20 protein-coding genes are annotated in these 23656 nt (G+C 70.2%); 8 read left to right on the top strand and 12 right to left on the bottom strand.

Translation table 11 applies throughout. The features are described from left to right. Positions 1-4: 4 nt before the first annotated feature. The 4 genes from ACIBO2_RS07175 to mraZ all read right to left on the bottom strand — a co-directional run bounded on the left by ACIBO2_RS07175 (position 5) and on the right by mraZ (position 4545). Positions 5-2428 carry a penicillin-binding transpeptidase domain-containing protein gene (locus tag ACIBO2_RS07175; protein ID WP_397295824.1) on the bottom strand — a complete coding sequence of 808 codons (2424 nt, stop codon included), beginning with the start codon at positions 2426-2428 and terminating at the stop codon, positions 5-7. Continuing rightward, positions 2425-2943, bottom strand: coding sequence for a hypothetical protein (locus ACIBO2_RS07180; RefSeq protein WP_358538231.1), 519 nt, complete (start codon positions 2941-2943; stop codon positions 2425-2427). The genes ACIBO2_RS07175 and ACIBO2_RS07180 overlap by 4 nt, the downstream gene beginning before the upstream one ends. After that, positions 2927-3898, bottom strand: a complete 972-nt coding sequence (rsmH, locus tag ACIBO2_RS07185; RefSeq protein ID WP_358538233.1) for a 16S rRNA (cytosine(1402)-N(4))-methyltransferase RsmH — start codon at positions 3896-3898, stop codon at positions 2927-2929. The genes ACIBO2_RS07180 and rsmH overlap by 17 nt, the downstream gene beginning before the upstream one ends. A gap of 215 nt (positions 3899-4113) precedes the next feature. Then, the gene (gene mraZ, locus ACIBO2_RS07190) at positions 4114-4545 is read right to left on the bottom strand and encodes a division/cell wall cluster transcriptional repressor MraZ (protein ID WP_214637671.1); all 432 of its coding nucleotides are present in this window, start codon (positions 4543-4545) and stop codon (positions 4114-4116) included. Positions 4546-4953: 408 nt separating this feature from the next. Here mraZ and ACIBO2_RS07195 point away from each other — a divergent pair, with 408 nt between their 5' ends. Genes ACIBO2_RS07195 through ACIBO2_RS07205 form a run of 3 tightly spaced genes read left to right on the top strand, consistent with a single transcriptional unit; the run spans position 4954 to position 9682 of the window. Further along, positions 4954-5997: an AAA family ATPase gene (locus ACIBO2_RS07195; RefSeq protein WP_393472151.1), complete on the top strand. Its 1044-nt coding sequence runs from the start codon at positions 4954-4956 to the stop codon at positions 5995-5997. Beyond that, positions 5994-7256, top strand: coding sequence for a DUF58 domain-containing protein (locus tag ACIBO2_RS07200; protein ID WP_357945380.1), 1263 nt, complete (start codon positions 5994-5996; stop codon positions 7254-7256). The genes ACIBO2_RS07195 and ACIBO2_RS07200 overlap by 4 nt, the downstream gene beginning before the upstream one ends. After that, on the top strand, positions 7253-9682 hold the full coding sequence (locus ACIBO2_RS07205; RefSeq protein WP_397295827.1) for a transglutaminaseTgpA domain-containing protein: 2430 nt from the start codon (positions 7253-7255) through the stop codon (positions 9680-9682). The genes ACIBO2_RS07200 and ACIBO2_RS07205 overlap by 4 nt, the downstream gene beginning before the upstream one ends. 71 nt (positions 9683-9753) lie before the next feature. On the opposite strand, the gene ACIBO2_RS07210 is transcribed toward ACIBO2_RS07205, so the two are convergent. From ACIBO2_RS07210 to ACIBO2_RS07220, 3 genes are all read right to left on the bottom strand, one after another. Beyond that, positions 9754-10149 carry a DUF3040 domain-containing protein gene (locus ACIBO2_RS07210; protein ID WP_358538237.1) on the bottom strand — a complete coding sequence of 132 codons (396 nt, stop codon included), beginning with the start codon at positions 10147-10149 and terminating at the stop codon, positions 9754-9756. A gap of 203 nt (positions 10150-10352) precedes the next feature. Continuing rightward, positions 10353-11594: a DNA polymerase IV gene (gene dinB / locus ACIBO2_RS07215; protein WP_358538239.1), complete on the bottom strand. Its 1242-nt coding sequence runs from the start codon at positions 11592-11594 to the stop codon at positions 10353-10355. 42 nt (positions 11595-11636) lie between these two features. Then, positions 11637-12356, bottom strand: a complete 720-nt coding sequence (locus ACIBO2_RS07220) for a methyltransferase domain-containing protein (protein WP_358538242.1) — start codon at positions 12354-12356, stop codon at positions 11637-11639. A gap of 295 nt (positions 12357-12651) precedes the next feature. Between ACIBO2_RS07220 and ACIBO2_RS07225 the strand changes: the two genes are divergently transcribed. Next, the gene (locus ACIBO2_RS07225; protein WP_358538244.1) at positions 12652-13332 is read left to right on the top strand and encodes a hypothetical protein; all 681 of its coding nucleotides are present in this window, start codon (positions 12652-12654) and stop codon (positions 13330-13332) included. 327 nt (positions 13333-13659) lie between these two features. Here the strand turns inward: ACIBO2_RS07225 and nusB are convergent, their stop codons facing one another. The 3 genes from nusB to ACIBO2_RS07240 are packed head-to-tail and all read right to left on the bottom strand — an operon-like array spanning position 13660 to position 15706. Beyond that, the gene (gene nusB / locus ACIBO2_RS07230; RefSeq protein ID WP_225291799.1) at positions 13660-14070 is read right to left on the bottom strand and encodes a transcription antitermination factor NusB; all 411 of its coding nucleotides are present in this window, start codon (positions 14068-14070) and stop codon (positions 13660-13662) included. A 1-nt stretch (position 14071) separates the two neighbouring features. After that, on the bottom strand, positions 14072-14632 hold the full coding sequence (gene efp, locus ACIBO2_RS07235; protein ID WP_357639628.1) for an elongation factor P: 561 nt from the start codon (positions 14630-14632) through the stop codon (positions 14072-14074). Positions 14633-14656: 24 nt separating this feature from the next. After that, positions 14657-15706 carry a Xaa-Pro peptidase family protein gene (locus tag ACIBO2_RS07240; protein ID WP_358538247.1) on the bottom strand — a complete coding sequence of 350 codons (1050 nt, stop codon included), beginning with the start codon at positions 15704-15706 and terminating at the stop codon, positions 14657-14659. Positions 15707-15808: 102 nt separating this feature from the next. Between ACIBO2_RS07240 and ACIBO2_RS07245 the strand changes: the two genes are divergently transcribed. From ACIBO2_RS07245 to ACIBO2_RS07255, 3 genes are all read left to right on the top strand, one after another. After that, on the top strand, positions 15809-17686 hold the full coding sequence (locus tag ACIBO2_RS07245) for a glycoside hydrolase family 9 protein (protein ID WP_397295832.1): 1878 nt from the start codon (positions 15809-15811) through the stop codon (positions 17684-17686). A 202-nt stretch (positions 17687-17888) separates the two neighbouring features. After that, a complete protein-coding gene (locus ACIBO2_RS07250; protein ID WP_358538253.1) occupies positions 17889-18605 on the top strand; it encodes a helix-turn-helix domain-containing protein in 717 nt (238 codons plus the stop codon). A 12-nt stretch (positions 18606-18617) separates the two neighbouring features. Beyond that, on the top strand, positions 18618-19787 hold the full coding sequence (locus ACIBO2_RS07255) for a cytochrome P450 (protein ID WP_397295835.1): 1170 nt from the start codon (positions 18618-18620) through the stop codon (positions 19785-19787). A gap of 214 nt (positions 19788-20001) precedes the next feature. Here ACIBO2_RS07255 and ACIBO2_RS07260 read toward each other — a convergent pair whose 3' ends face one another. After that, positions 20002-21702 (bottom strand): serine/threonine-protein kinase, encoded by a 1701-nt coding sequence (locus tag ACIBO2_RS07260; protein WP_397295837.1) that lies wholly within the window; start codon positions 21700-21702, stop codon positions 20002-20004. Positions 21703-21972: 270 nt separating this feature from the next. Continuing rightward, positions 21973-22278 (bottom strand): hypothetical protein, encoded by a 306-nt coding sequence (locus ACIBO2_RS07265; RefSeq protein WP_358538261.1) that lies wholly within the window; start codon positions 22276-22278, stop codon positions 21973-21975. 536 nt (positions 22279-22814) lie between these two features. On the opposite strand from ACIBO2_RS07265, the gene ACIBO2_RS07270 reads away from it, so the two are divergent. Further along, the gene (locus tag ACIBO2_RS07270; RefSeq protein ID WP_397295839.1) at positions 22815-23186 is read left to right on the top strand and encodes a hypothetical protein; all 372 of its coding nucleotides are present in this window, start codon (positions 22815-22817) and stop codon (positions 23184-23186) included. The last annotated feature ends 470 nt before the right edge of the window (positions 23187-23656 follow it).

Below are 23656 nucleotides of genomic sequence, written 5' to 3' on the forward strand. Positions count from 1 at the left end.
CTGGTCACTGTCCCGCGCGCGTCCGCACCGTGGGTGCGGCCGAGCCGGTCGGCGGAATCTTCTTGCTCTTGATGGCGAACGTCATCACGTCCTTGAAAACAGGGGCCGCGACCTGGCCCCCGAAGTGGTCCTTCGTGGGATTCTGCAGCACGGACAGCACGACCAGCCGCGGCGCGTCGGCGGGGGCGAATCCGGCGAACGACGCCGTGTAGCCGTCATAGCGGCCGAGCTGCGCGTCGTAGCGGTTGGCGGTGCCGGTCTTGCCCGCCACCCGGTATCCCGGGATGGCGGCCAGCTCGCCGGTGCCCTCGGCGCTCACCGCGGTCTCCAGCATGGTGGTGATCTCCTTGGCGGTCTTGTCGCTGACCACCCTGGTCTCCTTACCAGGAGCGGACGGTACGAACCTGCCCGACTCGTCCGTCGTGCCCGCGACGATCTGCGGCTCGATCTTGACGCCGCCGTTGGCGATGGTCTGGTAGACGCTGGCCATCTGCAGCGCGGTCACGGACACGCCCTGCCCGTAGGCGATCGTGCAGCTCTGGCTGCCCGACCAGTTCTTGTAGTTGGGCAGCAGGCCGGCCTCCGCGTTGGGCACGCCGCCGCCCGGCCGCGCGCCGAAGCCGAAGCTCTTCAGCATCTCGTAGAGGCGCTGGCTGCCGACCTTGCGCGCGGCCATGATGGTGGCCACGTTGCTGGACTCGGCCACGGCCTGGCGGTAGGTCATCGGCTCCGGCTTGTGCGGGTGCGCGTCGTGCAGCACCCGGTCCGCGCACCTGATGTTGTCCTTGACCTGGAAGACCGTGTCGGGCGACACCACGCCGGCCTCCAGGGTGGCGGCGGCGGTGATCACCTTGTTGGTGCTGCCCGGCTCGAAGACCTCGGAGGCGGCCCGGTTGACGTAGAGGGCCGCAGGGCCCTTGCGCCAGTTGTTCAGGTCGAGCTCGGGGGCGTTGGCCATGGCGATGATCTGCCCGTTGCGCACGTCCATGACGATGACCGTGCCGCTGCTCGCGCCGGAGTCGCTCACCTGCTTGGCCACCGCCTGCTGGGCGGCCCACTGGATGTCGCGGTCGATGGTCAGCCGCACGTCGCGGCCGTCGACCGGGACCGTACGCTGGCTGCTGGTCATGGGGATGCGCTGGCCGTCGCGACCGGTCTCGACGCGCTGCTGGCCGTCGCGCCCCTTCAGCAGGGTGTCGCGCGCCTGTTCCATGCCGCCCAGCCCGCTCTGCTCGTCGCCGACGAACCCGATCAGGCTGCCCGCCAGGTCACCGCCCGGGTAGACGCGGCGGTAGGTCTTCTTCGTGGTCATCGCGGGCACTTCCGCCTTGAGCAGGCGGCTGGCTACGAGCGGATCGGCGTCCCTGGCCAGGAGCTGGTATTGGGTGTTCGTCTTGGCGAGCTTGGCGGCTATCTCCTCCTGGGGCCGGCCGAGCTGCGCGGCGAGCACGGCGGTGATCTTCGGCCGCACCTCATCCTTGATCTTGCTGGGGTCGATGGCGATCTCGCGGGCCTCGACGGTGACGGCCAGCGCGTGACCGTTGACGTCGGTGATGGACCCGCGCTTGGCCGGGATCTCCTCGGTCTGCGTGCGCTGGCCCACGGCCCGCGCCTCGTAGACCTTGGAGTCGAGGCCCTGCATCTGGACGAGCCGGCCGCCGAAGATCGACAGGATGAACGTCATGCCGATCAGGCCGATGTTGATGCGCCTGCGCGGGTTGCCCAGGCGCAGCACGGGCGACGGCTTGGGCGGGCGCGGGGGCGCCGGGGGCCTGCGGGGCGGCCCCTCGCCGCCGCGCCGCGCGGGGGGCTGCACGCGCGTGTGCTCGTCGTCGCGGGTACGGCGAAGCCTGCCGCCGTCGCCGGGAGCCTCGTCGCGGGCCCGGCGCACCTCACGGGGGACCTCTTCGCGGGTACGGCGGAGCGGCCCGTCGTCCTGGCGGGCCCGGGAGCGCTCGTCCCTGGCCGGGGGGATGCGATCCCTGGGGCGTTCGGCCTCCGGGCGCGGGCGTACGGAACGCTGGCGGGCACGCTCCTTGGCGGCGTCGTCCCCGTCCTGCCGGGAACGGCCCTTCGGCCCGTCGCCACCCTGCCGAGGCCGGGCACGCGGGCCCTCGCGGTCGTCCTCGCGAGAGCGGCCGCGGGGCCCGTCAGCCGGGTCCTGCGGGCGTCGGGCCCCGCGGTCGTCTCCGTCGTCGCGGCCTTCGTCCCTGACGAACGGACCGAACGGGAGGTCGAGCGGGTCCGGCCGCTTTCTCGGCTCCTTGGGTGGATCATCGGGCCGGCCCGCCCCCTCCGAGCGAGCCGACCCCGCTTGCCGCCCCTGCCGCCCCGGCCCGCCGGGGGTACGGCGAGAGGCGCCGGGCCCTCCCTGAGAACCGGCGCCGCCGCGGCCGGGACCCTGCCCCCTGCCGCCTGTGTCTCTCACCGTCCCTGGTCCACCTGGCTGGTGTCGGCGCCCGCCTCGGTCAGCACGTTGGGCTTGTCCCAGTCACGGTGCTGACCCTGCATCTCGGCCTGGTCGGCGACCGGGCCGGGACCCATGTTCGTCTCGTTGACGAGCTTGGCGTCCTCGTTGGCCTGCCGTGCCACCTCGATCTCTTTGCGCAGGTTGGCCGCGGTGTTGGAGTCCTGCGCGAGAACGACGTTGAGCAGCAGCAGGCTCATCAGGCCGCCGCACATCAGCCCGACGACGAGCAGCACGAACGGGGCCCGCTGGCGCCCCCGCGACGGGCGTCGCTTGAGCGCCGGGCGCGCCCGGTCCTGGCCCGCCGATGTCCCGCCGGGACCGGTCGTCTCGGGACCGTCGGGGCGCGAACGCGGGATGGGCTTGGACTGGTGAGGCACGCCGGGCCTGCGCGGGCCGGTCTTGGGCGCCGTCTTCTGCGGGACGCCGCGGACGGCCGCGCCCCGCCTGCTCTCCTGCTCAGTCCTGGTGGTCAACACGGATCCTCTCTGCCGCCCGTAGCCGGGCCGAGGTCGCCCGCGGGTTGCGGGCCAACTCTTCTTCACTTGGGAGCTCGGCTCCCCTCGTCACCAGGCGGAACCGCGGCTGATGAGCCGGCAGCGGGACGGGCAACCCAGGGGGGCCGGTGTCCTTGGTTCGCGCCGCGAGGACCTGCTTGGTGAGCCGGTCCTCCAGGGAGTGGTAGGAGAGCACGACGACTCGCCCACCGAGCACCAGCGCGTCGAGCGCCGCGGGCAGCGCCACCTCCAGGGCGGCGAGCTCCGCGTTGACCTCGATGCGCAGCGCCTGGAAAGTTCTCTTGGCGGGGTTGCCCCCTGTGCGCCGAGTGGCGGCTGGAATCGCCTGACGAACGATCTCCGCCAACCGCTTAGTCGACGTTATGGGGTCCTTGGCCCTTTCCTGGAGAATTAGGCGCGCGACACGCGGTGCGAACCGTTCCTCTCCGTAATCGCGGAGGATGCGGGTTAGCTCCGCGGCCGAGTAGGTATTGACCACCTTCTCCGCTGTGAGCTCTTGATCCGTATCCATCCGCATGTCGAGCGGAGCGTCATAGGAATAGGCGAATCCGCGTTCGGCCTCGTCCAGTTGCGGCGAGGACACCCCCAGGTCGAACAGCACCCCGTCGACGGTGGCGTGGCCCGCGCGGGCGAGCACGTCGGCCAGTTCGTCGGACGAGGCGTGGACCAGCGTGGTCCGGTCGGCGTAGGGGGCGAGCCTGCGCGTGGAGAACTCGATCGCGAACGGGTCGCGGTCGATGCCGATCAGGTGCAGAGACGGATGAGCGGCGAGCAGGGCCTCCGAGTGGCCACCGAGGCCGAGGTTGGCGTCGACGACGACGGGCTCCTGGCCGGTCAGGGCCGGAGCCAAGAGCTCCAGAACGCGGTCGAGCATGACCGGAACGTGACCGCCCGTGCCTGCGTTGTCGTACATCTCCAACCCCCCTCTCGCGTCCTTGCTCGCGGATGACGCGTCCGGACGATCATCGGCCCACCTGGCCCCCACCCGGCGCCGTCCGGCCAGGTCCCCATCCGCACCCTCTTCGTGGACGCCTGCCATCTGACACCGGGGAAGGTGCATCAGCTGGCCGGCAGTGGTTGCGGGTGGAGACCTCGCCGAACGACATCTCCGACGGATCGACCGTGGCTCTACAGAATCCCTGGCAGCACCTCCTCCGACAGATCGGCGAACGCCTGCTCCTGCGCGTCGAGATAGGTGTCCCAGGCTTGGGCGTCCCAGATCTCCAACCGGGTGTTGGCCCCGATGACCGCGCAGTCACGCACGAGGCCCGCGTATTGGCGCAGGCTCTGCGGGATCGTGATGCGCCCCTGCTTGTCAGGCGTCTCGTCGGACGCGCTGGCGAAGAAGACGCGGCTGTAGTCGCGCACCGCCTTGGCGGTGACCGGGGCGGTGCTGAGAGCCTCGGTAATGCGCTGGAACTCCTCTACGGGAAAGACGTAGAGGCATCGCTCCTGGCCTTTGGTGATCACAAGACCCTCCGCCAGCTCCTCACGGTACTTAGCCGGCAGGAACAGCCGTCCCTTGTCGTCCAGACGCGGCTGATGGGTGCCGAGGAACATCGGCCCCACCTCCCGTGCCTAGCGAAGCGCTCAGCGCTGGCGCACCGGGCCCTCCACTGCGCACCACCATACTCCACTTCTCCCCACCGTCAACTGATTCCCAGCCGCTTCGCCACTAGATCGCCGCGCGTTAGTGCAGGTCAGAGCCATGCCGTCGGGTGGGGGGCGGTGGGGCGCGACCCAACCCTCATGGGCGTGTCGAGGGTTGGAATGACCATGGAATTAGCGGATCAAGCGCTTCACGAAGCGCCGCGTGGTGGAAAGTGGAGCGCATCGCGAGGGCCACTGTCACGGGATTCGCACCCGTATGGCACAAGAACCACAACTGGGGGCAGGTTCTCTGGAATATCGGTAAAAGTCGCCCAAGAACCCCCAGCGTCGTAGGGTCGTACACACAATGGAAAAGGAATGGCATGGCTCCCGCAATCACGCCCTGGCACGCGGGACTGCCGTAGCACTTCTCATGGAGGCCTGGTGGCAGTAACCCATGACGTCCCTAGCCGGCTCGACGAGCTGGTCTCCACCGCGCACCGGATTCGGCAGGCGATCGAGTCGGTGATCGAGGGCAAAGGGGACGCCGTCCGCCTCACCCTGACTGTCCTGCTGGCCGAAGGCCACCTGCTGATCGAGGACGTGCCCGGAGTCGGCAAGACCATGCTGGCCAAGGCACTGGCCAGGTCCATCGACTGTCCGGTCCGGCGCATCCAGTTCACGCCGGACCTGCTGCCCAGCGACATCACCGGTGTGAGCGCCTACAACCAGCAGACCCGGGAGTTCGAGTTCAAGCCGGGGCCGGTGTTCGCCAACATCGTGGTGGGCGACGAGATCAACCGGGCTTCGCCCAAGACGCAGTCGGCGCTGCTGGAGTGCATGGAGGAGCGCCAGGTCACGGTCGACGGAGTGACCTACCCGCTCGACGCGCCCTTCATGGTGATCGCCACGCAGAACCCGATCGAGATGGAGGGCACCTATCCCCTCCCGGAGGCGCAGCGCGACCGTTTCACCGCCCGCGTCGCGATGGGCTACCCGGAGCCCTCGGCCGAGCTGGAGATGCTCGACGTGCACGGCGGCACCCCGCCACTGGACAAGCTGCAGCCGGTCGCCACGACCGCCGAGGTGCGCGCGCTGATCGAGGCGGTCCGCGGCGTGTACGTCTCGCAGCCGGTCAAGAAGTACGCCATCGACCTCGCCGTCGCCACCCGCCACTCCCCCGACCTGCGGCTGGGCGCCTCGCCGCGCTCGACATTGCAGCTGGTCAGGGCGGCCAGGGCCAACGCGGCGCTGTCCGGGCGCGACTACGTCATCCCCGACGACCTGCAGGAGCTGGCCGTGCCGGTGCTCGCGCACCGGCTGCTGCCCAGCGTCGAGGCCCAGGGACAGCGCCGCCTGCCCGAGCAGGTGGTGACCGAGCTGGTCAGGCGCGTGCCCGTGCCGGAGACGCGAGCGTCGTGAGAGACGGGCTGCGGGCGCTGACTTCCCGGGGACGCTCGTTCCTGGCCTCCGGGGTGGCCGCCATGTTGATGGCCTTCCTCCTGGGCGAGAACGACCTGTTCAGGATCGGGGTCCTGGTGACGGCGCTGCCGCTGCTGGCCGCGATGGTGGTGGCGCGCACCCGCTACCGGCTGAGCTGCGCGCGGCGCCTGGACCCGGCCAGGGCGGAGGTGGGCGGTGAGGCGACCGTGACGCTGCGCCTGGAGAACGTCACCCGGCTGCCCACCGGGCTGCTGCTCATCGAGGACACCGTGCCGTACGCGCTGGGCGTGCGGCCCCGGTTCGTGCTGGACCGGGTGGAGTCGCGCGGGATCCGGGAGATCGACTACCGGGTCCGCTCCGACCTGCGCGGCCGCTACACGATCGGCCCGCTGTCCGTGCGCATCACCGACCCGTTCGGGCTGGTGGAGCTCACCCGGGGGTTCACCATCAGCGACACGCTGGTGGTGACGCCGCAGGTGGTGGCGCTGCCCCACGTACGGCTGTCGGGTGAGTGGACCGGGGGCGGCGACAGCCGTACCAGGAGTGTGGCGGCGGCCGGCGACGACGACGTGGCGCCGCGCGAGTACCGGCAGGGCGACGACCTGCGGCGGGTGCACTGGCGCTCCACCGCCCGCCACGGCGAGCTGATGGTGCGGCGCGAGGAGCAGCAGTGGCAGAGCCGCGGCGCGCTGCTGCTCGACACGCGCCGCTACGCCCACCGCGGCGAGGGCCCGCGTTCCTCCTTCGAGGTGGCGGTCTCGGCCGCGGCCTCCATCGGCGTGCATCTCGCCCATGAGGGCCTCGGCCTGAGACTGGTGACCGACCAGGGCGCCGAGCACCTGACCGACACCGGGTTGAGCTGGTCGCTGCTCGACACCCTCGCGGTGGTACGGAACAGCCCCGCCCGCTCGCTGGAGCTGGGCGTGTCCGCGCTGCGTCAGGGCGGCGGCGACGGGCTGATCGTGGCCGTGCTCGGCTCGCTGGACCCGGAGGAGGCCAGGGAGCTGGCCAGGCTCAGGCACAGCGGCATCACCGGCGTGGCCGTACTCCTCGACGTGGGCACGTGGGACGGCGGCGAGCCGGGCTCCACGGAGAACTACCAGGCGGTGCAGGCGGTCCTCGCCGGTTACGGGTGGCGCATCGTGCGGCTGCCCGCCGGCGTGCCGATCGCCTCGGTCTGGCAGGACGCCGCCAACCGCGGCAGGTACGCGCTCAACTCGGCAGGAGGTGCGGCATGAGGCTGTCGATCGCCTCGGCGGTGGCCACGTTCTGCGCGGCCGTCCTGCTCTATCCGCTCTTCCAGGGCGGCTCCTGGTTCTGGGCGTCGCTGGGGGCGGTGCTCGCGGTGATGTGCGGTGGCCTGGTGAGCGGGCGGCTGTCGCTGCCCGCGTGGGCGGCGGCGCTGGTGAGCGTGGCCGCGCTGTGGATCTATCTGACCATGGCCTTCGCCTCCGACAAGGCGTGGGCCTGGGTGGTGCCGACCAAGGGGTCGGTGCTGGAACTGGCCAAGCTGCTGGGCACCGGCTGGGCCGACATCCAGCGCTTCGCCGCGCCGGTGCCCGCCACCGAGGGCATAGCGCTGCTGACGACCGGCGGCGTGGGGCTCATCGCGCTCATGGTGGACCTGTTCGCCGCGCGGTTGCGGCGGGCGGCGCTGGCGGGGCTGCCGATGCTGGCGCTGGCCACGGTGCCAGCCACGATCCTGCCGGATCCGATCAGCTGGCCCGCGTTCATCATCGCCGCTCTCGGCTTCACCGGTCTGCTGATCGCCGACGGCCGCGAACGCGTCGGCCACTGGGGACGCGCGGTGCTGGTCAGGCGGACCCGCGCCGCCACCTCACCGGTGCCGGGCGCCGAGCGCGAGACGGCCGACACCCGGGGGCTGCGCCTGTCGGGCAAGCGCATCGGGTTCGCCGCGATCGCGCTGGCGGTCCTGGTGCCCGCGGCGCTGCCGGCGATGGAGCCGGTGTCGTTCTTCACCTTCGGGGTGGGCGGCAACGGGTCGGGCAGGGGCAATTCGATCAGCATCCCGAATCCCATCGCCGGTCTGAAGGGCCAGCTGGAGCTGCCGGAGCGGCGCGTCGTCCTGTCGTACACCAACACCGATGACAAGCCCCGCTACCTGCGGATCTACTCGCTCGACACCTTCGACGGCGAGCAGTTCGGCATGACGGAGCCGAAAGGCTCACCGGACAACAGGACGGAGAACGGCCCGCTGCCCACTCCGCCCGGCCTGTCACCGGCGACCAAGGTCTCGAACGTGACGACCAAGATCCAGCTCAGTGACGAGATCGAGCGGCTGTCGTTCCTGCCCCTGCCGTACCCGCCGCGGCAGATCAACATCGACGGCGACTGGCGCGCGGACACCACCACCCTGATGGTCTTCTCCACCAGGGACGAGGCCGCCGGACTCGGCTACGAGGTCTTGACCACCGAGCCAGCGGTGACCGGCGACCTGCTCGAAGCGCTGCCGCAGGCCAGGGCCTCGGCGAGCGACCCGCGTTACCTCAAGCTGCCCGACAACCTGCCCCCGGAGATCAGGGACCTGGCGGCCAAGGTGACGGCGAACGCCCGGAGCAGCTACGAGGCCGCGGTGAAGATCCAGGAGTTCTTCACCAAGACCGGTGACTTCACCTACAGCCTCAAGACGCAGGGCTCCGGCAACTCCGCGCTGAAGGACTTCCTGCTGCGCAGCAGGGCCGGTTACTGCGAGCAGTTCGCCGCGTCGATGGCGGTGCTGGCCAGGCTGGTGGGCATCCCCGCCAGGGTGGCGATCGGCTACACGGGCGGCACGAAGGACGGCGACAGGTGGACGGTCGGCACCAACGACTCCCACTCGTGGCCGGAGCTGTACTTCGACGGCGTGGGCTGGCTGCCGTTCGAGCCCACTCCGACGGGCTCGCTCGGCCAGGGCAGCGCCCGGGTGCCCGCCTACACGCAGCCGCTCCCCCGTTCCACGAGCGACAACTCCACGCCGACGCCCGGGGCGACCAGCACGTCCGACGACTCGCCGCTCGGCCCGCAGAACCGGAACAACCCCCGCGCGCTCGACCGCGAGGCCACCATCGCCGACAGCGGGCTGCCGGTGGACGACTCGATGCCGCTGATCGGCAAGATCGGCATCGGCGCGGGCGTGCTCCTGCTCATCCTGCTGATCCCGGCCGGGATACGGCTGATCACCAGGAGCAGGCGGGTCCGCGCGCTGGGCTGGAAGGTGTCCGAGCCGTCTGACGAGATGACGGCCAGGGTCGCGGCGGGCAGCCACCCGGCCGTGGCGGCCGCCTGGGCGGAGCTGGACGACGTGCTGTTCGACTACGGAATGGCCCGCGAGCCCAGCGAGACGCCCCGGGCGCTGGCGCGGCGGCTGACCGAGCGCTATGAGTTCGGGGCCGAGCCGGCCGCGTCCATCGCGGCGATCGCCTCGGCGGTCGAGCGGGCGTTGTTCGCGCGGGACGCCGGAGAGATCGCGCCGATGAGGAAGGACCTTCACAAGGTACGGCAGGCGCTGGCGGCCACGGTGTCGCGCTGGAGGCGGGTGCGGGCCCTGCTGCTGCCTCCGTCGACGCTACGGCGGCTGCGTCAGATGGGCGAGGGTGTGCTCGACGGCTTCGACCGGCTGGAGAACATCAGGTGGCGGCGGACGGCGGCCCACAAGGGCTCGTGAACGTCCGAATCGACCGTGCGGTCGTCCCCTTCCGGGGGCGGCCGCACGGTCGTCTGGAGGTCGTCCGGCGCTCAGCGCTCGTCGTGACGACGGCGCCAGCGCTCCTCCATGCGCTCCATGAAGCTGCCTCGGTTGCCCCGGCGGGCCGGCTTGCCCGAGACGGAGGCACCAGAGGCGGGCGCGGCGTCGCCGAACCCGTTCATGCGTTTCCAGCTGGACAGACCCCACAGACACGCGGCGAGCATGACCACGAAACCGCCGACGCCGAGGGGGATCATATTGATCACTACGCCGACCATCAGCAGGACGACGCCGAGCGCAAAGCCGATGGAGGCCTTGATGAGGCGACGTTTGTAATGGCTGCGCGGGTCACTGATCCTTACGGTGTTGGCCCACTTCGGGTCCTCGGCGTAGAGGGCCTGCTCGATCTGGTCGAGCAAGCGCTGCTCGTGGTCAGAGAGCGGCACGGCGCCTCCCAAGGACGGCCCCAGGACGGGGAAGACGGCAACGGACGACACGGGGTGTCCGAACCTCGCGGTCGGTTATCCCCAGAATACGAGGCCGGAGACGTAGGCGAAAGCGAACGCCCAACGCAGACCAAACCGGAGGTGACGTCATGACTCCATTGTGGGTCATCCAGCGCCCCTCCTCAGAAATCGTGACATCGACGTCATGCCTCCATTTCATCAAGTCTGCCGCGTACAAGCGACGCCGGGAGCACCGCATCGGGACCAAATCTCCGGATTGCTCGATCCATCGCCTGTTCGGCCTCCCGCCAGCCGGTCTCCCGCTCGCCCAGACCGAGCTGGCGGGAGGATGAATCGGCGGGGCGCAGGTTTTCCATCCTCACCCCGACCAGGCGCAGCCGCACCCGCTCGAGCCCGGCGGCCTCGAAGAGCTCGCAGGCGGTCGTGTAGATCTCCTGGGCCACGTCGGTCGGCTCTCTGAGGGTCTTGGACCGGTTGATCGTGGAGAAGTCGGCTCGGCGGAGCTTCACGCTCACTGTCCTGCCCACGTGACCGGCCTTACGCATCCGGGCGGCCACTCGCTCGGACAGGCGCAGCAGTTCGCGTTTGATCACTTCGGGATCGTCGACGTCGGCCGCGAAGGTCTCCTCGTTGCCGATGCTCTTGTCGGGCACGTGCGCGGTCACCGGGCGCTCGTCGCGCCCCCATGCCAGCGCGGCCAGATGGCCCCCCACGGCCTGGCCCAGCTCGCGCCGCAGGGTGTTGACGGGGACCTTGGCCAGATCGCCGACCGTGCGGATGCCGAGGCGCGTCAGGGACTGCTCCGTGCGCTCACCAACGCCCCACAGGGCCGAGACGGGCAGCGGGTGGAGGAAATCCACCACCTCGCCCTCAGGCACCACCAGGAGGCCGTCTGGCTTGCACTGCTTCGAGGCGAGCTTGGCCACGAACTTGCTGCTCGCCACCCCCACCGAACACGTGATGCCGTAGCGCTCCAGCACCTGGGCCCTGATCATCGCGGCGATCGCGGCGGGCGGGCCCAGCCGGCGCCGGGCGCCGCCGACGTCGAGGAACGCCTCGTCGGAGGCGATCGGCTCGACCATCGGGGTGATCGCGTGGAAGATCTCCATGACCCCCTTGGAGACCTCGGAGTATTTGCCGTGGCTGGGCGGGATGATGGTGGCCTGGGGACACATCCGGCGCGCCCTGCTCATCGGCATCGCCGAGTGCACGCCGTAGGCCCTGGCCTCGTAGGTGGCGCTGAGCACCACGCCGCGCCCGGCCGGCGAGCCGACGATCACCGGGCGCCCTCGCAGCTCCGGGCGGTCGAGCAGCTCGACGCTGGCGAAGAAGGCGTCCATGTCGACGTGCAGGATCGGGCAGCCGCCGTCATCGGCCCCGGTCTGAGGAGCGGGGCCGATGCCCGTGATCTGCTTGCGAGACACGCCACCATTCTATCCGAACACGTGTTCCATGGTAGGGGCAGGTCAGCCGCGATGGCCCAGGACGTGGAGCTGCGTGGCGATGTCACGCAGCACGGGATGGACGGCGGCGGCCTGTTCGAGCGCCACGAGGGCCTCGGCGGCGCCCGGCTCGCCGTCGACCAGCCTGCTGGGCACCAGGTCGGCGAACACCCGCACGCCGTGCACCTCTCCGACCGTGAACCCGGTCGCGGCCAGCAGCTGGGCGAGCGTCTCCGCGGTGTAGCGGCGCGGGGTGGGGTCGCGGTCGCCCCAGCTGCCCCTCGGGTCGCTCAGCACGGCCCTGGCCTCGTCGAACTGGCCCGCGAGCGCCCGGTGGATGGCGCTGGAGACCGGATTGGCGGCCAGCACGCTGACCGCGCCGCCCGCGCGCAGCACCCCGGCGACGGCCGTGAGGGCGCTGATCGGGTCTTCGACGTATTCGAGCACGCTGTGGCAGATGACCAGATCGGCACTGTCGTGGTCGAGCAGGTCGCCCAGGTCGGCGGCGTCGCCCTGCAGGGCGCGCACGCTCACGCCCTTCTCCTTGGCCCGGCGCTCCAGCGCGGCCAGCGAGTCGGGGCTCGGGTCGACCACGGTGACCGTGTGGCCCAGCTCGGCCAGCGGCACCGCGAACCCGCCGGTCCCGCCGCCGGCGTCGACGATGTCGAGACCGTCGCGCCCCGTGGCGGCCGCCCGCTCGGCCAGCACCGCCCGCAGCGCCGCCCAGACGACGGCGGTCCGCACCGCCGGAGTCCTCGTCACGCCCGCGGTACGCCCTTCAGAACGCAACCTCGGCTCGCCTCCCTCTGCTCCACGAACCTATGTCGCCCGACCCATGCCGCTGAAGCCCTGTCCCATAAAGCTCCCGCCCCAGCCTACGCGGTGTGGGAGATCGCCCGCTCCGCCTCCTCGCTTCCAGGCTCGCTTCCAGAATCATCGAAGCGCCCTCGCCGGTGCCGCCCGGTGCGATGGACTTGCCGCCGACGATCTATGCACAGAGGGACATATGAGGATTTTTCGGTATATTGCGCTGGCAGTGGTGGCCCTGGGGCTCCTGCCGTTCGTACCGGCCCAGGCGGAGACGGCGGGTGAGGTCTACGGCGCGTACTCGCGGATGATGTCGCGCAGCGCCGGCCAGTTCTGGGCCGACGGCAGGGCCGCCGGGCAGTGGGCCTGGAAGCCGCTCTCGGACACCACGTCGGAGATCAGCTGGGGCGATCCCGCCAAGTGGCCGCCGAGCTACGCGGAGAAGTTCGTTCACGACGGTGACTGGGTCATGCTCGACGGCTGGCGCGACAACGGCACCTACTACCGCGTGCGGGTCACCAAGGAGCAGATCGGCGACGCCAAGTGCGACGATCTGCGCACCCTGGCCACCAGCGGCCGGCAGCACTACGTGAAGTGGGACATCCCCGGCCAGGCGTACTGCCTCAAGGCCTGGGGCACCATCACCGAGGAGTCCTCGGGCAAGGTCGTCGACTTCGGCCACACGCAGATCTGGTCGCCGCCCGCGCCCTGCTCCAACGCCAAGTACGGGCGGAAGACCTGCGTCAAGCAGTGGGAGTCCTGGTGGGACAACCAGGGCGCGCCCGGCCAGCCGATCACCAGGAAGCTGGAGCGCGACCAGTTCATCGCCCGGGGCATCGGCATGGCCTTCGCCATCCAGCAGTATTTCCCCAAGACGTGGCGGGCCGAGGCGCACTCCGACTGGACCTGGTAGGACGCTGGTGCCCCGCCGGCTGGGATGGGCCGGCGGGGCCTTTTGTGGGGCGTCGGCGCCCATGGCCGGCGCTGTCTTCCTGGCTCGGGACGGGACCGGGGCGGGTGGGCTCCTGGCCGAGCCGCACGGTCAACCATGCGCCCGGCGGGCGTCGAACGGTTGACCGTGCGGCATACACGTCCCTCGCCTAGCGCAAGCCGTGCAGGCCGCGTATGTGGAACGTACCTCGCGAACATGGACGGACTTCGGATCAGAAGTAGGAACTTCTTCTACTCGGTGGGGCCGGTATCCGCCGGGGGTAGAACCCGATGCATCCGAAGAGGCTGCCTAAAGGGTGATACTTGGCTTCAGCTGCTTGAAGCGGGCCAGCAGCCCGTTCACGAACTGGGGCGACTCATCCGTCGACAGCTCGCCCGCCAGGTGCACCCACTCGCTGATGACCACGCCCTCGGGGACGCCGGGCATCCACAGGAGCTCATAGGTGCCGCCCCGCAGCAGGTTGCGATCGACGGCGGGCATGCGGTCGAGGGTCCAGCCCTCGGAGTAGGTGGTGATCAGCTCGTCGATGCGGGCCTGGTGACGGGCCACGCCCTCGACGATGGTCGAGGTGTATTCGTTGACCGGGGGCTCCTGCCGTTCGACCCGCTCGGCGAGGATCCGCAGTGGATCCTCGCCGCGCAGCTCGGACTCGAAGAGGATGTCGAGCGCACGCCTGCGTGCTTTGCCTCGCGCCGACACCTCAGGCCCGGCCGAGGTATTCGCCGCTGCGGGTGTCGACCTTGATCTTCTCGCCGGTGGTGATGAAGAGCGGGACCTTGACCTCGGCGCCGGTCTCCAGGGTGGCGGGCTTGGTGCCGCCGGTGGAGCGGTCGCCCTGCAGGCCCGGCTCGGTGTTGGAGATGATCAGCTCGACCGCCGCGGGCAGATCGATGTAGAGCGCGGAGCCCTCGTTGAAGGCGATCGTGGCCAGGGTGTTCTCGAGCATGTAGTTAGCGGCGGTGCCGACCGTGCCGGAGGGCACGTTGACCATGTCGTAGGTCTCGGTGTCCATGAAGACGAAGTCGTCGCCGTCCTTGTAGGAATATTGCATCTCGCGCTTGTCGACGTTGGCCACGTCGACCTTCACGCCGGCGTTGAAGGTCTTGTCGACGACCTTGCCCGAGAGCACGTTCTTGAGTTTGGTGCGGACGAACGCGCCGCCCTTGCCCGGCTTGACGTGCTGGAACTCCACAACGGCCCACAGCTCACCGCCGTCGAGCTTCAACACCATGCCGTTCTTGAGGTCGTTGGTCGTCGCCACTCGTATTCTCCCGCGTGTGGCCGCTCAAAGGACGAGCAGCTCCTTGGTCGTCTTCGTGAGGAGTTCCGGCCCGCCCGTGCGTGTCACAAGGGTGTCCTCGATGCGAACACCGCCCCGGTCCGGGAGATAGATCCCCGGCTCGACGGTGACAGGAACTCGATCCTCAAGTCTACCGGTCCTCAACGGGCCCAGGAACGGGTCCTCGTGGATCTCCAGCCCGACGCCGTGGCCGAGGCCGTGCCTGAAGTGGCCGCCGTGACCCGCCGCCTCGATGACCGAGCGGGCGGCCGCGTCCACCTCCTTGGCCGTCGCGCCCGGCGCCAGCGCCTGGCTGCCCGCGCGCTGCGCCTCGGCGACCAGGTCGTAGATCTCCCGCTGCCAGGCGGCCGGGCCGCCCAGGGCGACCGTACGCGTCATGTCGGCGTGGTAGCCCTGGTAGCAGGCGCCGAAGTCCACGGTGACCAGGTCGCCCGTGCGCAGCTCCCTGCCGGTGGGCGCGTGGTGCGGGATGGCGCCGTTCTCGCCCGCCGCGACGATGGTGGCGAAGGCCGGTCCGTCGGCGCCCAGCTCGATCATGCGGGCTTCAAGGAGCCGGGCGACGTCGCGCTCGGTGACGCCGGGGCCGATGTTGCCCATCACGTCGGCGAGTGCCTGGTCGCTGATCGCGCAGGCCGTACGGAGGAGTTCGAGCTCGTCGTCGTCCTTGACCGCCCGCAGCACCTCCACGAGCGGCTCCAGCGGCACGGGCCCGCTCTCCAGCAGGCTGCTCAGCCGGTTGAACGTCGCCACGCTCATGCTGGCCGCCTCGATCCCGATGCCGGGCGCGGCCAGCCGGGCCGCCACGTCGGACGCCTCGACGGCCGCCACGTCCAGCCCGCGCGTCTTCTCGATGTAGCGGTTGTCGGTCACCAGCAGCGCGGAGCCGTCGGCCTTGACGAGCACCGCGGCGTTCGAGCTCTCCAGCCCGGTGAGGTAGCGCACGTTGACGCCCGAGGTGACGAGGATCGCGTCGACCTCGCGCGCGGGCAGCATTTCCGCGACCCGCGCCCGGCGTTCCGGGTAATTGACGGTCATTTCGTCAATGTACGTGTATTAACCCTCGCGCCACTATTGACCTCCCCTGTCACACGCGAATACCGTGCCGAACGCTGTTCTCATAATTCCATGGAGCGCCCCATGATGAGGTACGCCTTAGCTGTCGCCTTGACCGTTCTGACCATGGGGAGCGTCCCGGCCGCCGCCGCACCGCCGCCACCCGGTCACATCCGGGTCGATCAGGTGGGCTTCGCGCCCGCGGAGTCCAAGCACGCCTTCCTGATGACCCGCGCGCGATCGGCGGGCGCGCGCTTCAGCGTCGTCCGCGACGACGGGCGCGAGGTGCTCAAGGGTACGGCGGGCCGCGACCTGGGCTCGTGGAACGGCACGTACGGGCACGTGTACGGCCTGGACCTCACCTCGCTGAAGGACCCGGGCCGCTACCGGATCAAGTCGGGCACGATCACCTCCCCCGCCTTCCGGATCGCCCCGGCCTCGCCCACCTCGAAGATCCTCACCTTCTTCGAGGGGCAGCGCGACGGCGGCCGCAGGCACGCCAACGACAAAGCCGCCTCGGTCTACGACTGGCCCGTGTTCACCGGGCCGGACACCGACGAGATCAAGGGCGGGCTGCGGAAAATCGGCGGGCCGGTGAACGTCGAGGGTGGCTGGTTCGACGCGGGCGACTATCTCAAGTTCACCCACATCCTGGCTTATGTCGACACACTGCTCTGGGCCTCGGTTCGGGACGGCGGACCCGATCAGCGTCTCAATCGCGAAGCCAGCCACGGCCTGAAATATCTGGACAAAATGTGGGACGGCGCTTCCAAGACCCTCTACATCCAGGTCGGCATCGGCGCGGGCGACAAGGAAGCCACCTACGTCGGCGACCACGACGTCTGGCGGCTGCCCGAGTCCGACGACTCCTCCAAGCACCGCTACCTGCGCCACCGGCCGGTCTTCCGCGCGGCCGCCCCCGGCAAGCCGATCAGCCCGAACCTGGCCGGCCGTACCGCGGCGGCCTTCGCGCTGGCCGCGCAGCTGGAACCCTCCCGGGAGCGGGCGACGGCGCTGCTGGGCAAGGCGGCGGCGGTCTACGCGATGGCCAAGACGGAGAAGGTGGGGCAGCTCGTCACCTCGCTGCCGCACGCCTTCTACCCGGAGAGTGCCTGGCGCGACGACATGGAGCTGGGCGGCGCCGAGCTGGCGCTGGCGGCGCTGCGGCTCGGCGACGACCGGGCCGTGGGCTGGCTGGAGCAGGCGGCGCGCTGGGCCGGCCAGTACCTGGAGCACGAGGCCGGGGACGACACCCTCAACCTGTACGACGTGAGCGCCCTCGCCCACACCGACCTGGTCAAGGCGATCCGGCAGGCGGACGCGTCCAGCCCGGTGCAGGCCGACCAGGTGATGGGTCCGGACGGGCAGCCGGCGCTGGTCGGCTCGGGAGGTCAGCGGAAGATCTCCGACGGGCTGGCGGTCTCCGAGCAGCAGCTGGTGGGCGATCTGCGGGCCCAGCTGGAGATCGGTTCCGCGCGGGCGGCGAAGGATCCGTTCCGGGCGGGGGCCGCGTACGCCGAGTTCGACGCGGTGCCGCACGCGTTCGGGCTGGCGGCGACGTCGCGGCTGTACGCGTCGGTGAGCGGGGACCGGGCCTACGACGCTTTCGGGACGCGGCAGCGCGGCTGGGTGTTCGGCGCCAACGCCTGGGGCGTGTCGTTCGTGGCCGGGGCGGGCGAGAACGCGATCAGGTGCCCGCACTACCAGATCTCCGACATCACCCGTAAGCCCGCCACTGGGGCCGTGGTGAACGGGCCGAACGACGCGTCACTGTTCCACGACGGGCTGGGCGGCCACCTGGAAGGGATGGTGCCCTGCCCGTCGGACGGCGTGGACCGCTACGCGCCGTTCACCGGGCGGGGCAGCCGGTTCGTGGACGACGTCCGGTCCTGGCAGGCGTCGGAACCGGCGGACGACTTCGCGGCCATCGGCGTGTACGCGCTCTCGCTGATGTCGCGTTGAGTGCGATGACCACCATGGGTCCCCGGGTGGTTCGTCACACGACCGCCTGGGACCCCGGCCCGGCCACCACCCCGAAGGCAGGATGCCCGATGACCCGACGGACACCGCCCAACCCCTGCTCGGGCTGAGGCGGGCGCGGATCGCGATCTCTCCGTCCAGTTAATCGCTGGCGGGCGCGGAGGTCTCCGGGTTGACTGCACGGGTGACCGCTTTGCCCGTGCCCGCCGACCTGGCCCATCTGGTGGCCGGGATCTGGGTGCTTGACGGTGACGTGGTGCCGAGAGGGCTGCCGCAGCCGGCCGTCGACCTGCTGGTCATGCCCGATGGGGCGTGCTGGCTGGCCGGGGCGGAGACGCGCGCTCGGCAGGGGGCGCTGCCCAAAGACGGGTCCCTGGTCGGGGTGCGGCTGCGACCGGGGACGGTGGCCGGGCTGTTCGGGGTCGCTGCCGACGAGGTGCCGCTGGCCGGGGCGCCCATCGCGGCCGGGCAACTGGACGGGTCGGTGACCCAGCGGCTGGCAGGGGCGCTGGCACTGGTGCGGGCACGGGCCGGGCGATGCCGGGTCGACGAGCGGGTACGCATCGTGCTGGCGGCCATGCACGCGGCGCCGGGCGCGCCGGTCGACCGGCATGCCGCTCAGGCCGGGTTGTCCGAACGGCAACTCCGGCGGCGTTTCGGGGCGGCGGTCGGCCTGCGGCCCAAGTCCTACGCACGCGTGGTGCGGCTGCACCGAGCACTCGCCGACGCGCACGCCGCGGTGGCCAAGGGCGAGCGCCCGGACTGGAGCGCCATCGCCGTGCGCAGCGGCTGCTACGACCAGTCTCACCTGCTCGCCGAATTCCGGCACGCGGTGGGGGTGCCGCCGACCACGTTGCTGGCGGATGACCGTTTTCTCCAAGCCCCGGCCTGCCAGGGCTAACACACTCGACGCATGACTGATGATGTCGTCAAAGAAATCTTCGACTGGCACCGGGAGACCGCCCGGGTCGGTCTCGCCGGGGACGGGGTGCGCTTCGTCGAACCGCTCGGCGCCTGGGTGGTGCACGGCTACTCCGAGGTGAACCAGGTGCTCACCGACTACTCGACGTTCTCCTCCGACGAGCTGCGCTACAGCGCGCGACCCATACCGCACCGGGACAACCCGGTTCTCAGCAGCCTGTCGGCGATGGATCCGCCCCGGCACCACCTGCTGCGCCGACTGGTCAGCCGGGCCTTCACGCCCCGCGCGATCCAGGCGTTACTCCCCTCGATCACGGACACCGTGCGGAGGCAACTGGCCGATGCGGACGGTGACCTGGACGTGATCGGCCGGCTCGGCTACCCGTTGCCGGTGCGCACCATCGCCGCGCTGCTCGGAGTCGAAGCGGACCGGCAATCGGACTTCATGCGCTGGACCGAGGCGATCACCTCCTTCGCCGGGTCGTTCGCCGAGGACCCGGTGCGTCAGGCCGCGTTCCGCACCGCACACGCCGAACTGGTCGAGTACTTCCGGGAGGTGTTCGCCCAGCATCGTGTCCGCCCCCAGGGCGACGTGATCGACACTCTGCTGGCCGCCGAACCGGACGGCAGCCGACTGTCCGACGAGGAGTTGATCGACTTCTGCACGCTGCTGCTCATCAACGGCCACGAGACGACCAAGACCCTGCTGGTCAACACGGTGCTGTGCCTGGCGGCTCATCCGGACGCACTGGCCCGGCTGCGTGCCGACCCTGGACTGGTACCGGATGCCGTCGAGGAGGTGCTGCGCTTCCTGCCCCCGGTGGGTGGCACCGACCGTTTCACCACCGCCCCGGCCGAACTCGCCGGGCACGCGATCGAGACCGGCCAGCGGGTGATCGCCATGGTGCTCTCGGCCAACCGGGACCCTCGGGTGTTCGCCGAGGCAGCGGAGTTCCGGCCCGGCCGAACGCCCAACGAGCACCTTTCCTTCGGCCATGGTGTGCACTTCTGCCTCGGCACGCACCTGGCCCGGCTTGAGCTCGCGATCGCGGTCAACGCGCTGTTGCACCACTTCCCCGGTCCGTGGTCGGTGGGCCGGATCGCGACCGGGCGCACTCCGGTCGGCATCGACGTACTCGATCTGGTGCTAGTCAGCCCGTAGCCGGGGACCGATCCCCGAGCGGGGGAAGCCGAGGAGAATCCAGTAGGCGCAGCTCAAGAACTGTTGCTCAGGCCCTTCGGGGGAACGGATACGCGGCGAACGTTGGTGGAAACCGCGCTGGCCACTACCGGTTACTGAAGTCCGCCCTTCCGATCGTGGAACTGGGCGACCGGTCCGAGGAGTCTCGGACCGGTCGTCGCAGCGGGCGTCGGGGTCAGGGCTTCCAGTTGTCGAGGAAGTCGTTGAGGGGGCCGGAGGTAGGTACGTCGCCCTTCTCCTGGGCCTTGCGCAGATCGCGCATGATCCCCGTGATCTGGTCGAGCGCCGAGTCGTCGTGGTTCTCCAGGAACTTCTGACCGGCCTTCCTGATCTTCTCGTGGGCCTTCCTCGCGGTGCGGGGCTCGATGTCGCCGATGGTCTCCTGAGCCGTGAGCGACTTGTCGAACTCACCCAGCCACTTCACCCACCCACCGGGCGGGACGCTGTTGGCCAGCGTGCCCTTGGGGCTGGGTGTCGGGCCCACCGGATCGGTCGGGAGGGGCGCGATGGACGTGGACGGTTCGGGGGTCGGGGTCTCCGTCGGCTCCGGGGCCGACGTGGTGGTGATGGGCGTCATCGAGGGTGTCGGCCCGGCCTCGGGTTTGCCGCGTGAGCCCGCCCACAGGACCAGGCCCACGGTGACGACCGCGATCACGGCCAAGGCCACGCCCAGCTGCACGAACAGGCGGCGGTTCGACGGCGGCGGGGATGGCGGCGAGTCATAGATCGCCGTGTCCCCGTTGCGCGGGCCGGCGCCGTGGTGAAACACCCCGGCGGGCATGGCATGAGTGTCACCCGCCCGGGCCGCATCCACGCCACGCCCGGCCGCCGGCCCGCCCGCACCCGGCTGGGTGAAGATCTGGCCGGTCTGGGGAACGCCGCTCGGGTGGGATGTGGCCTGACCGGGCTGAGGCGCACCACCCTGATATGGCCCCGCCTGGCCGCCCTGAGATGCGCCGCCCTGAGATGCGCCGCCCTGAGATGCGCCGCCCTGATCGCCCAGATATGGACCAGCCTGACCGCCCTGGGATGCCATGGGAGACGTGGCTTGGCTGGGCTGCGGCCCCGTGGCCGGGCCGGGCTGGGCACGGGATGGCCGGGCGATCGCGGCCAGCGCTCGGCGTACCGTCTCACCGCCGGCCGGGCGAGCGGCGGGATCCTTGGCGAGCATGGCCAGCACCAGCCGGTCCAGCTCGCCCGGTACCTCCGCCCGGTGACGGCTCGGCGGCTCGGGCTCGGCGTGCAGGTGCCGATCGCCGACCTCGTCCGGCGAGCCTTCGAACGGCGGGCGCCCGCACAGCACCTCGTAACAGACGCACCCCAGCGCGTACAGGTCGGCGGCGGCCTCTCCGCCGCGTCCGTCGATCACCTCGGGCGCCCGATACAATACGCCGTCGTCGGAGGACACCTGGTCGGCCAGCCCGAACCCGACTACCTTCAGCACCCCGCTCCCGGCCCGCCGGAAGCTGTCGGGCCCGATCTGGCCGTGCATGACCCCGGCCCGGTGCGCCGCTTCCAGCCCCGCGGCCGCCTGCCCGATGAGATCGCATGCCTCCACGATGGGCAGCGGCCCCCCTCCTGCCACCTCCTCACCGAGGCTCTCCCCTGTGAGGAACTCCATCACCAGGAACGGCGCCCCCTCGTGGTCGCCCACGTCGAGCACCATGGCCACGTTCGGATGGATCACCCGGGCCACGGCCTGGGCATGCTGCCGGAGCACCTCGGGCGTGGCCGCCCCGGTGTCCAGCATCTTCACGGCCACGGTCCAGTCGGCGCGCTGGTCGTAAGCGCGCCACACCTCGCCCGTCGGCCCGCTGCCGATGAGCTCATCAAGCCGATACCGGCCGGCGACCAAAGACGGCGTCGCTTCGGACATTATTTCCGCCAATAACTACAGAAACGGCAATTTCGACCCACCCTAGGCCCCCACGAACCTCAACCGCCCCATAACACGGTCCGAAGGGATCAGGTCCTGGCACAGTCGGATACCGGGACCGGTCACCGCCCCTGTCAACCCGCCGGGTCGCGCAGGCGTCTCACAACGTCGCGAGGAGGCGCCATGGGTGAGGGGGCGGTGCGGACAATCGTCGTCAAAGAACGTGACGGTCCGGGACGTACGCCGTACGGCCTATGACGGGCCCGGGCATCACGCCCGGGGCGCATCGTCCTCGGGCCAATCCTCGGCGTAGATCAGCGCGAGCTCCTGCCACACCTCTTCCACCGGCCGTCCCTGCACCCGCGCGAGGTGCCGTACGAGCAGGAGGATGAGATGCAGGGAGGCCATCGCGGCGACCTCACGCGGAACGTCGTTGATGACCCGGCCGATCACCTGCAGGCCGACCGGGTCGCTGGTGTCGCCGCTCTCCCGTGCTTCCAGAGCGACGGTGACCATCGCCAGCACGGCGTTCATGTGCTCTTTGAGGAAAGCGCCCCGCTGAGGGCTGCCTGTCATGACTAGTGCACCTTCCGGCATGGAGGGATTGGCGCCCTGGGGCACCCGAACCAGCATGCCGTCTCAGCCGGTGCGATGCGCATCGATTCGCCCAGGAGACCGCTTACCGTCCCGGGTAGTCTTTCGCGACCCGCGCCCACCACGTGAACTGCTGTCTGCCCGGATTCGGTGACGCGCCGACGAAGCCGGCACGACATGAAGAACGCCGATCTCCGGGAGAAGAGCGGGGAGCGCTATAGCTGGGGCAGAATTTGAACCTGCGATCTCTGGGGTTGCGAGCAGGCCGCCAGACGCCTCAGGCTGCTCACCGGATCGCGCGCGATGGCACCTGAACTGCTCCGACGCCCGTGAGGAACATCCGCCCACGGCCCTTTTTCTGCGGGTACTCCTCACGAACCTGGGAAGCAGAACCTGGGAAGCACTTGACACCCGGCCTGTTCGTCACCGAGTTCTGGACGTCCGGTTCGAGCCCACGTCCGTGGGACGAGTCGTGACAGGCTGGGATATGGGACGCTGGCGCCAGTACTCTCACGCACTTGCCCCTCGTACGTTCCAGCATGAACGCCTTCGGCACCACGAACATCCAAATCCACCAGCTCTCGGCAGCCGTAGCCGTCGGCGATGCACTGTCGGCGATCGAGATCGGCGAGTCGCTTGACGTGTCCCGTATGCCTGACAGCCTGGTCGGACGCCGGACCCAGGTTCACCTCGACCTCGCGCACGCCTACGCCGTCCAGCGCAAGGACGCGGCAGCCGTGCACATGCTGCTCCACGCCGAACGGCAATCCCCCGAACTGGTCCGCTACGGCCAGCGCACCCACGACGTGCTGACCCAACTCATCAAACGCGAGCACCGGCCCAGCACACCGCAGCTACGCGGGCTGGCCCAGCGGGCGGGCGTCGTCTGACCCGCACAAAAGTACGGGCCCTTTACCCGCACATCAGTCACAGGCGTTCGCGGTAGCGGTTCCTACAGCCAGCGTTCATGGACCGTGACCACCTGACCGCACCGCCCCGACGACCCGGTGCCGACATGCCATCCGCTGACCGGGCTCGTCGAGATCGGCGCGCCTACGGTGCCTCACGCGTCATCGAACGGCCCGGCCAGTCGCTGCCGTCAACAGCCGGCAGGCCGGGCAGGTCTTCATGGAGGGGTGGTGCGGGGCCACCGTTCCGCTGTCCGGCAGCGCACGCCCGTACGGCCGGACGAGTCCCCGCCCGCTCCGGGGTGGGCGGGGACCACACGCAAGAGCCCACTGTCATGATCCTGTGGGAGCCGTACATACCCTGCGGCGCGAACCTCCGGGTGACCGAGACCTCCTGCTGTGGCAGATATGAGTGGTGCAGCGAAGGCGGCCGGTTCCTCGTCCTGCGGCAC

The organism is Nonomuraea sp. NPDC050022, assembly GCF_044460705.1.
GTDB lineage: Bacteria > Actinomycetota > Actinomycetes > Streptosporangiales > Streptosporangiaceae > Nonomuraea.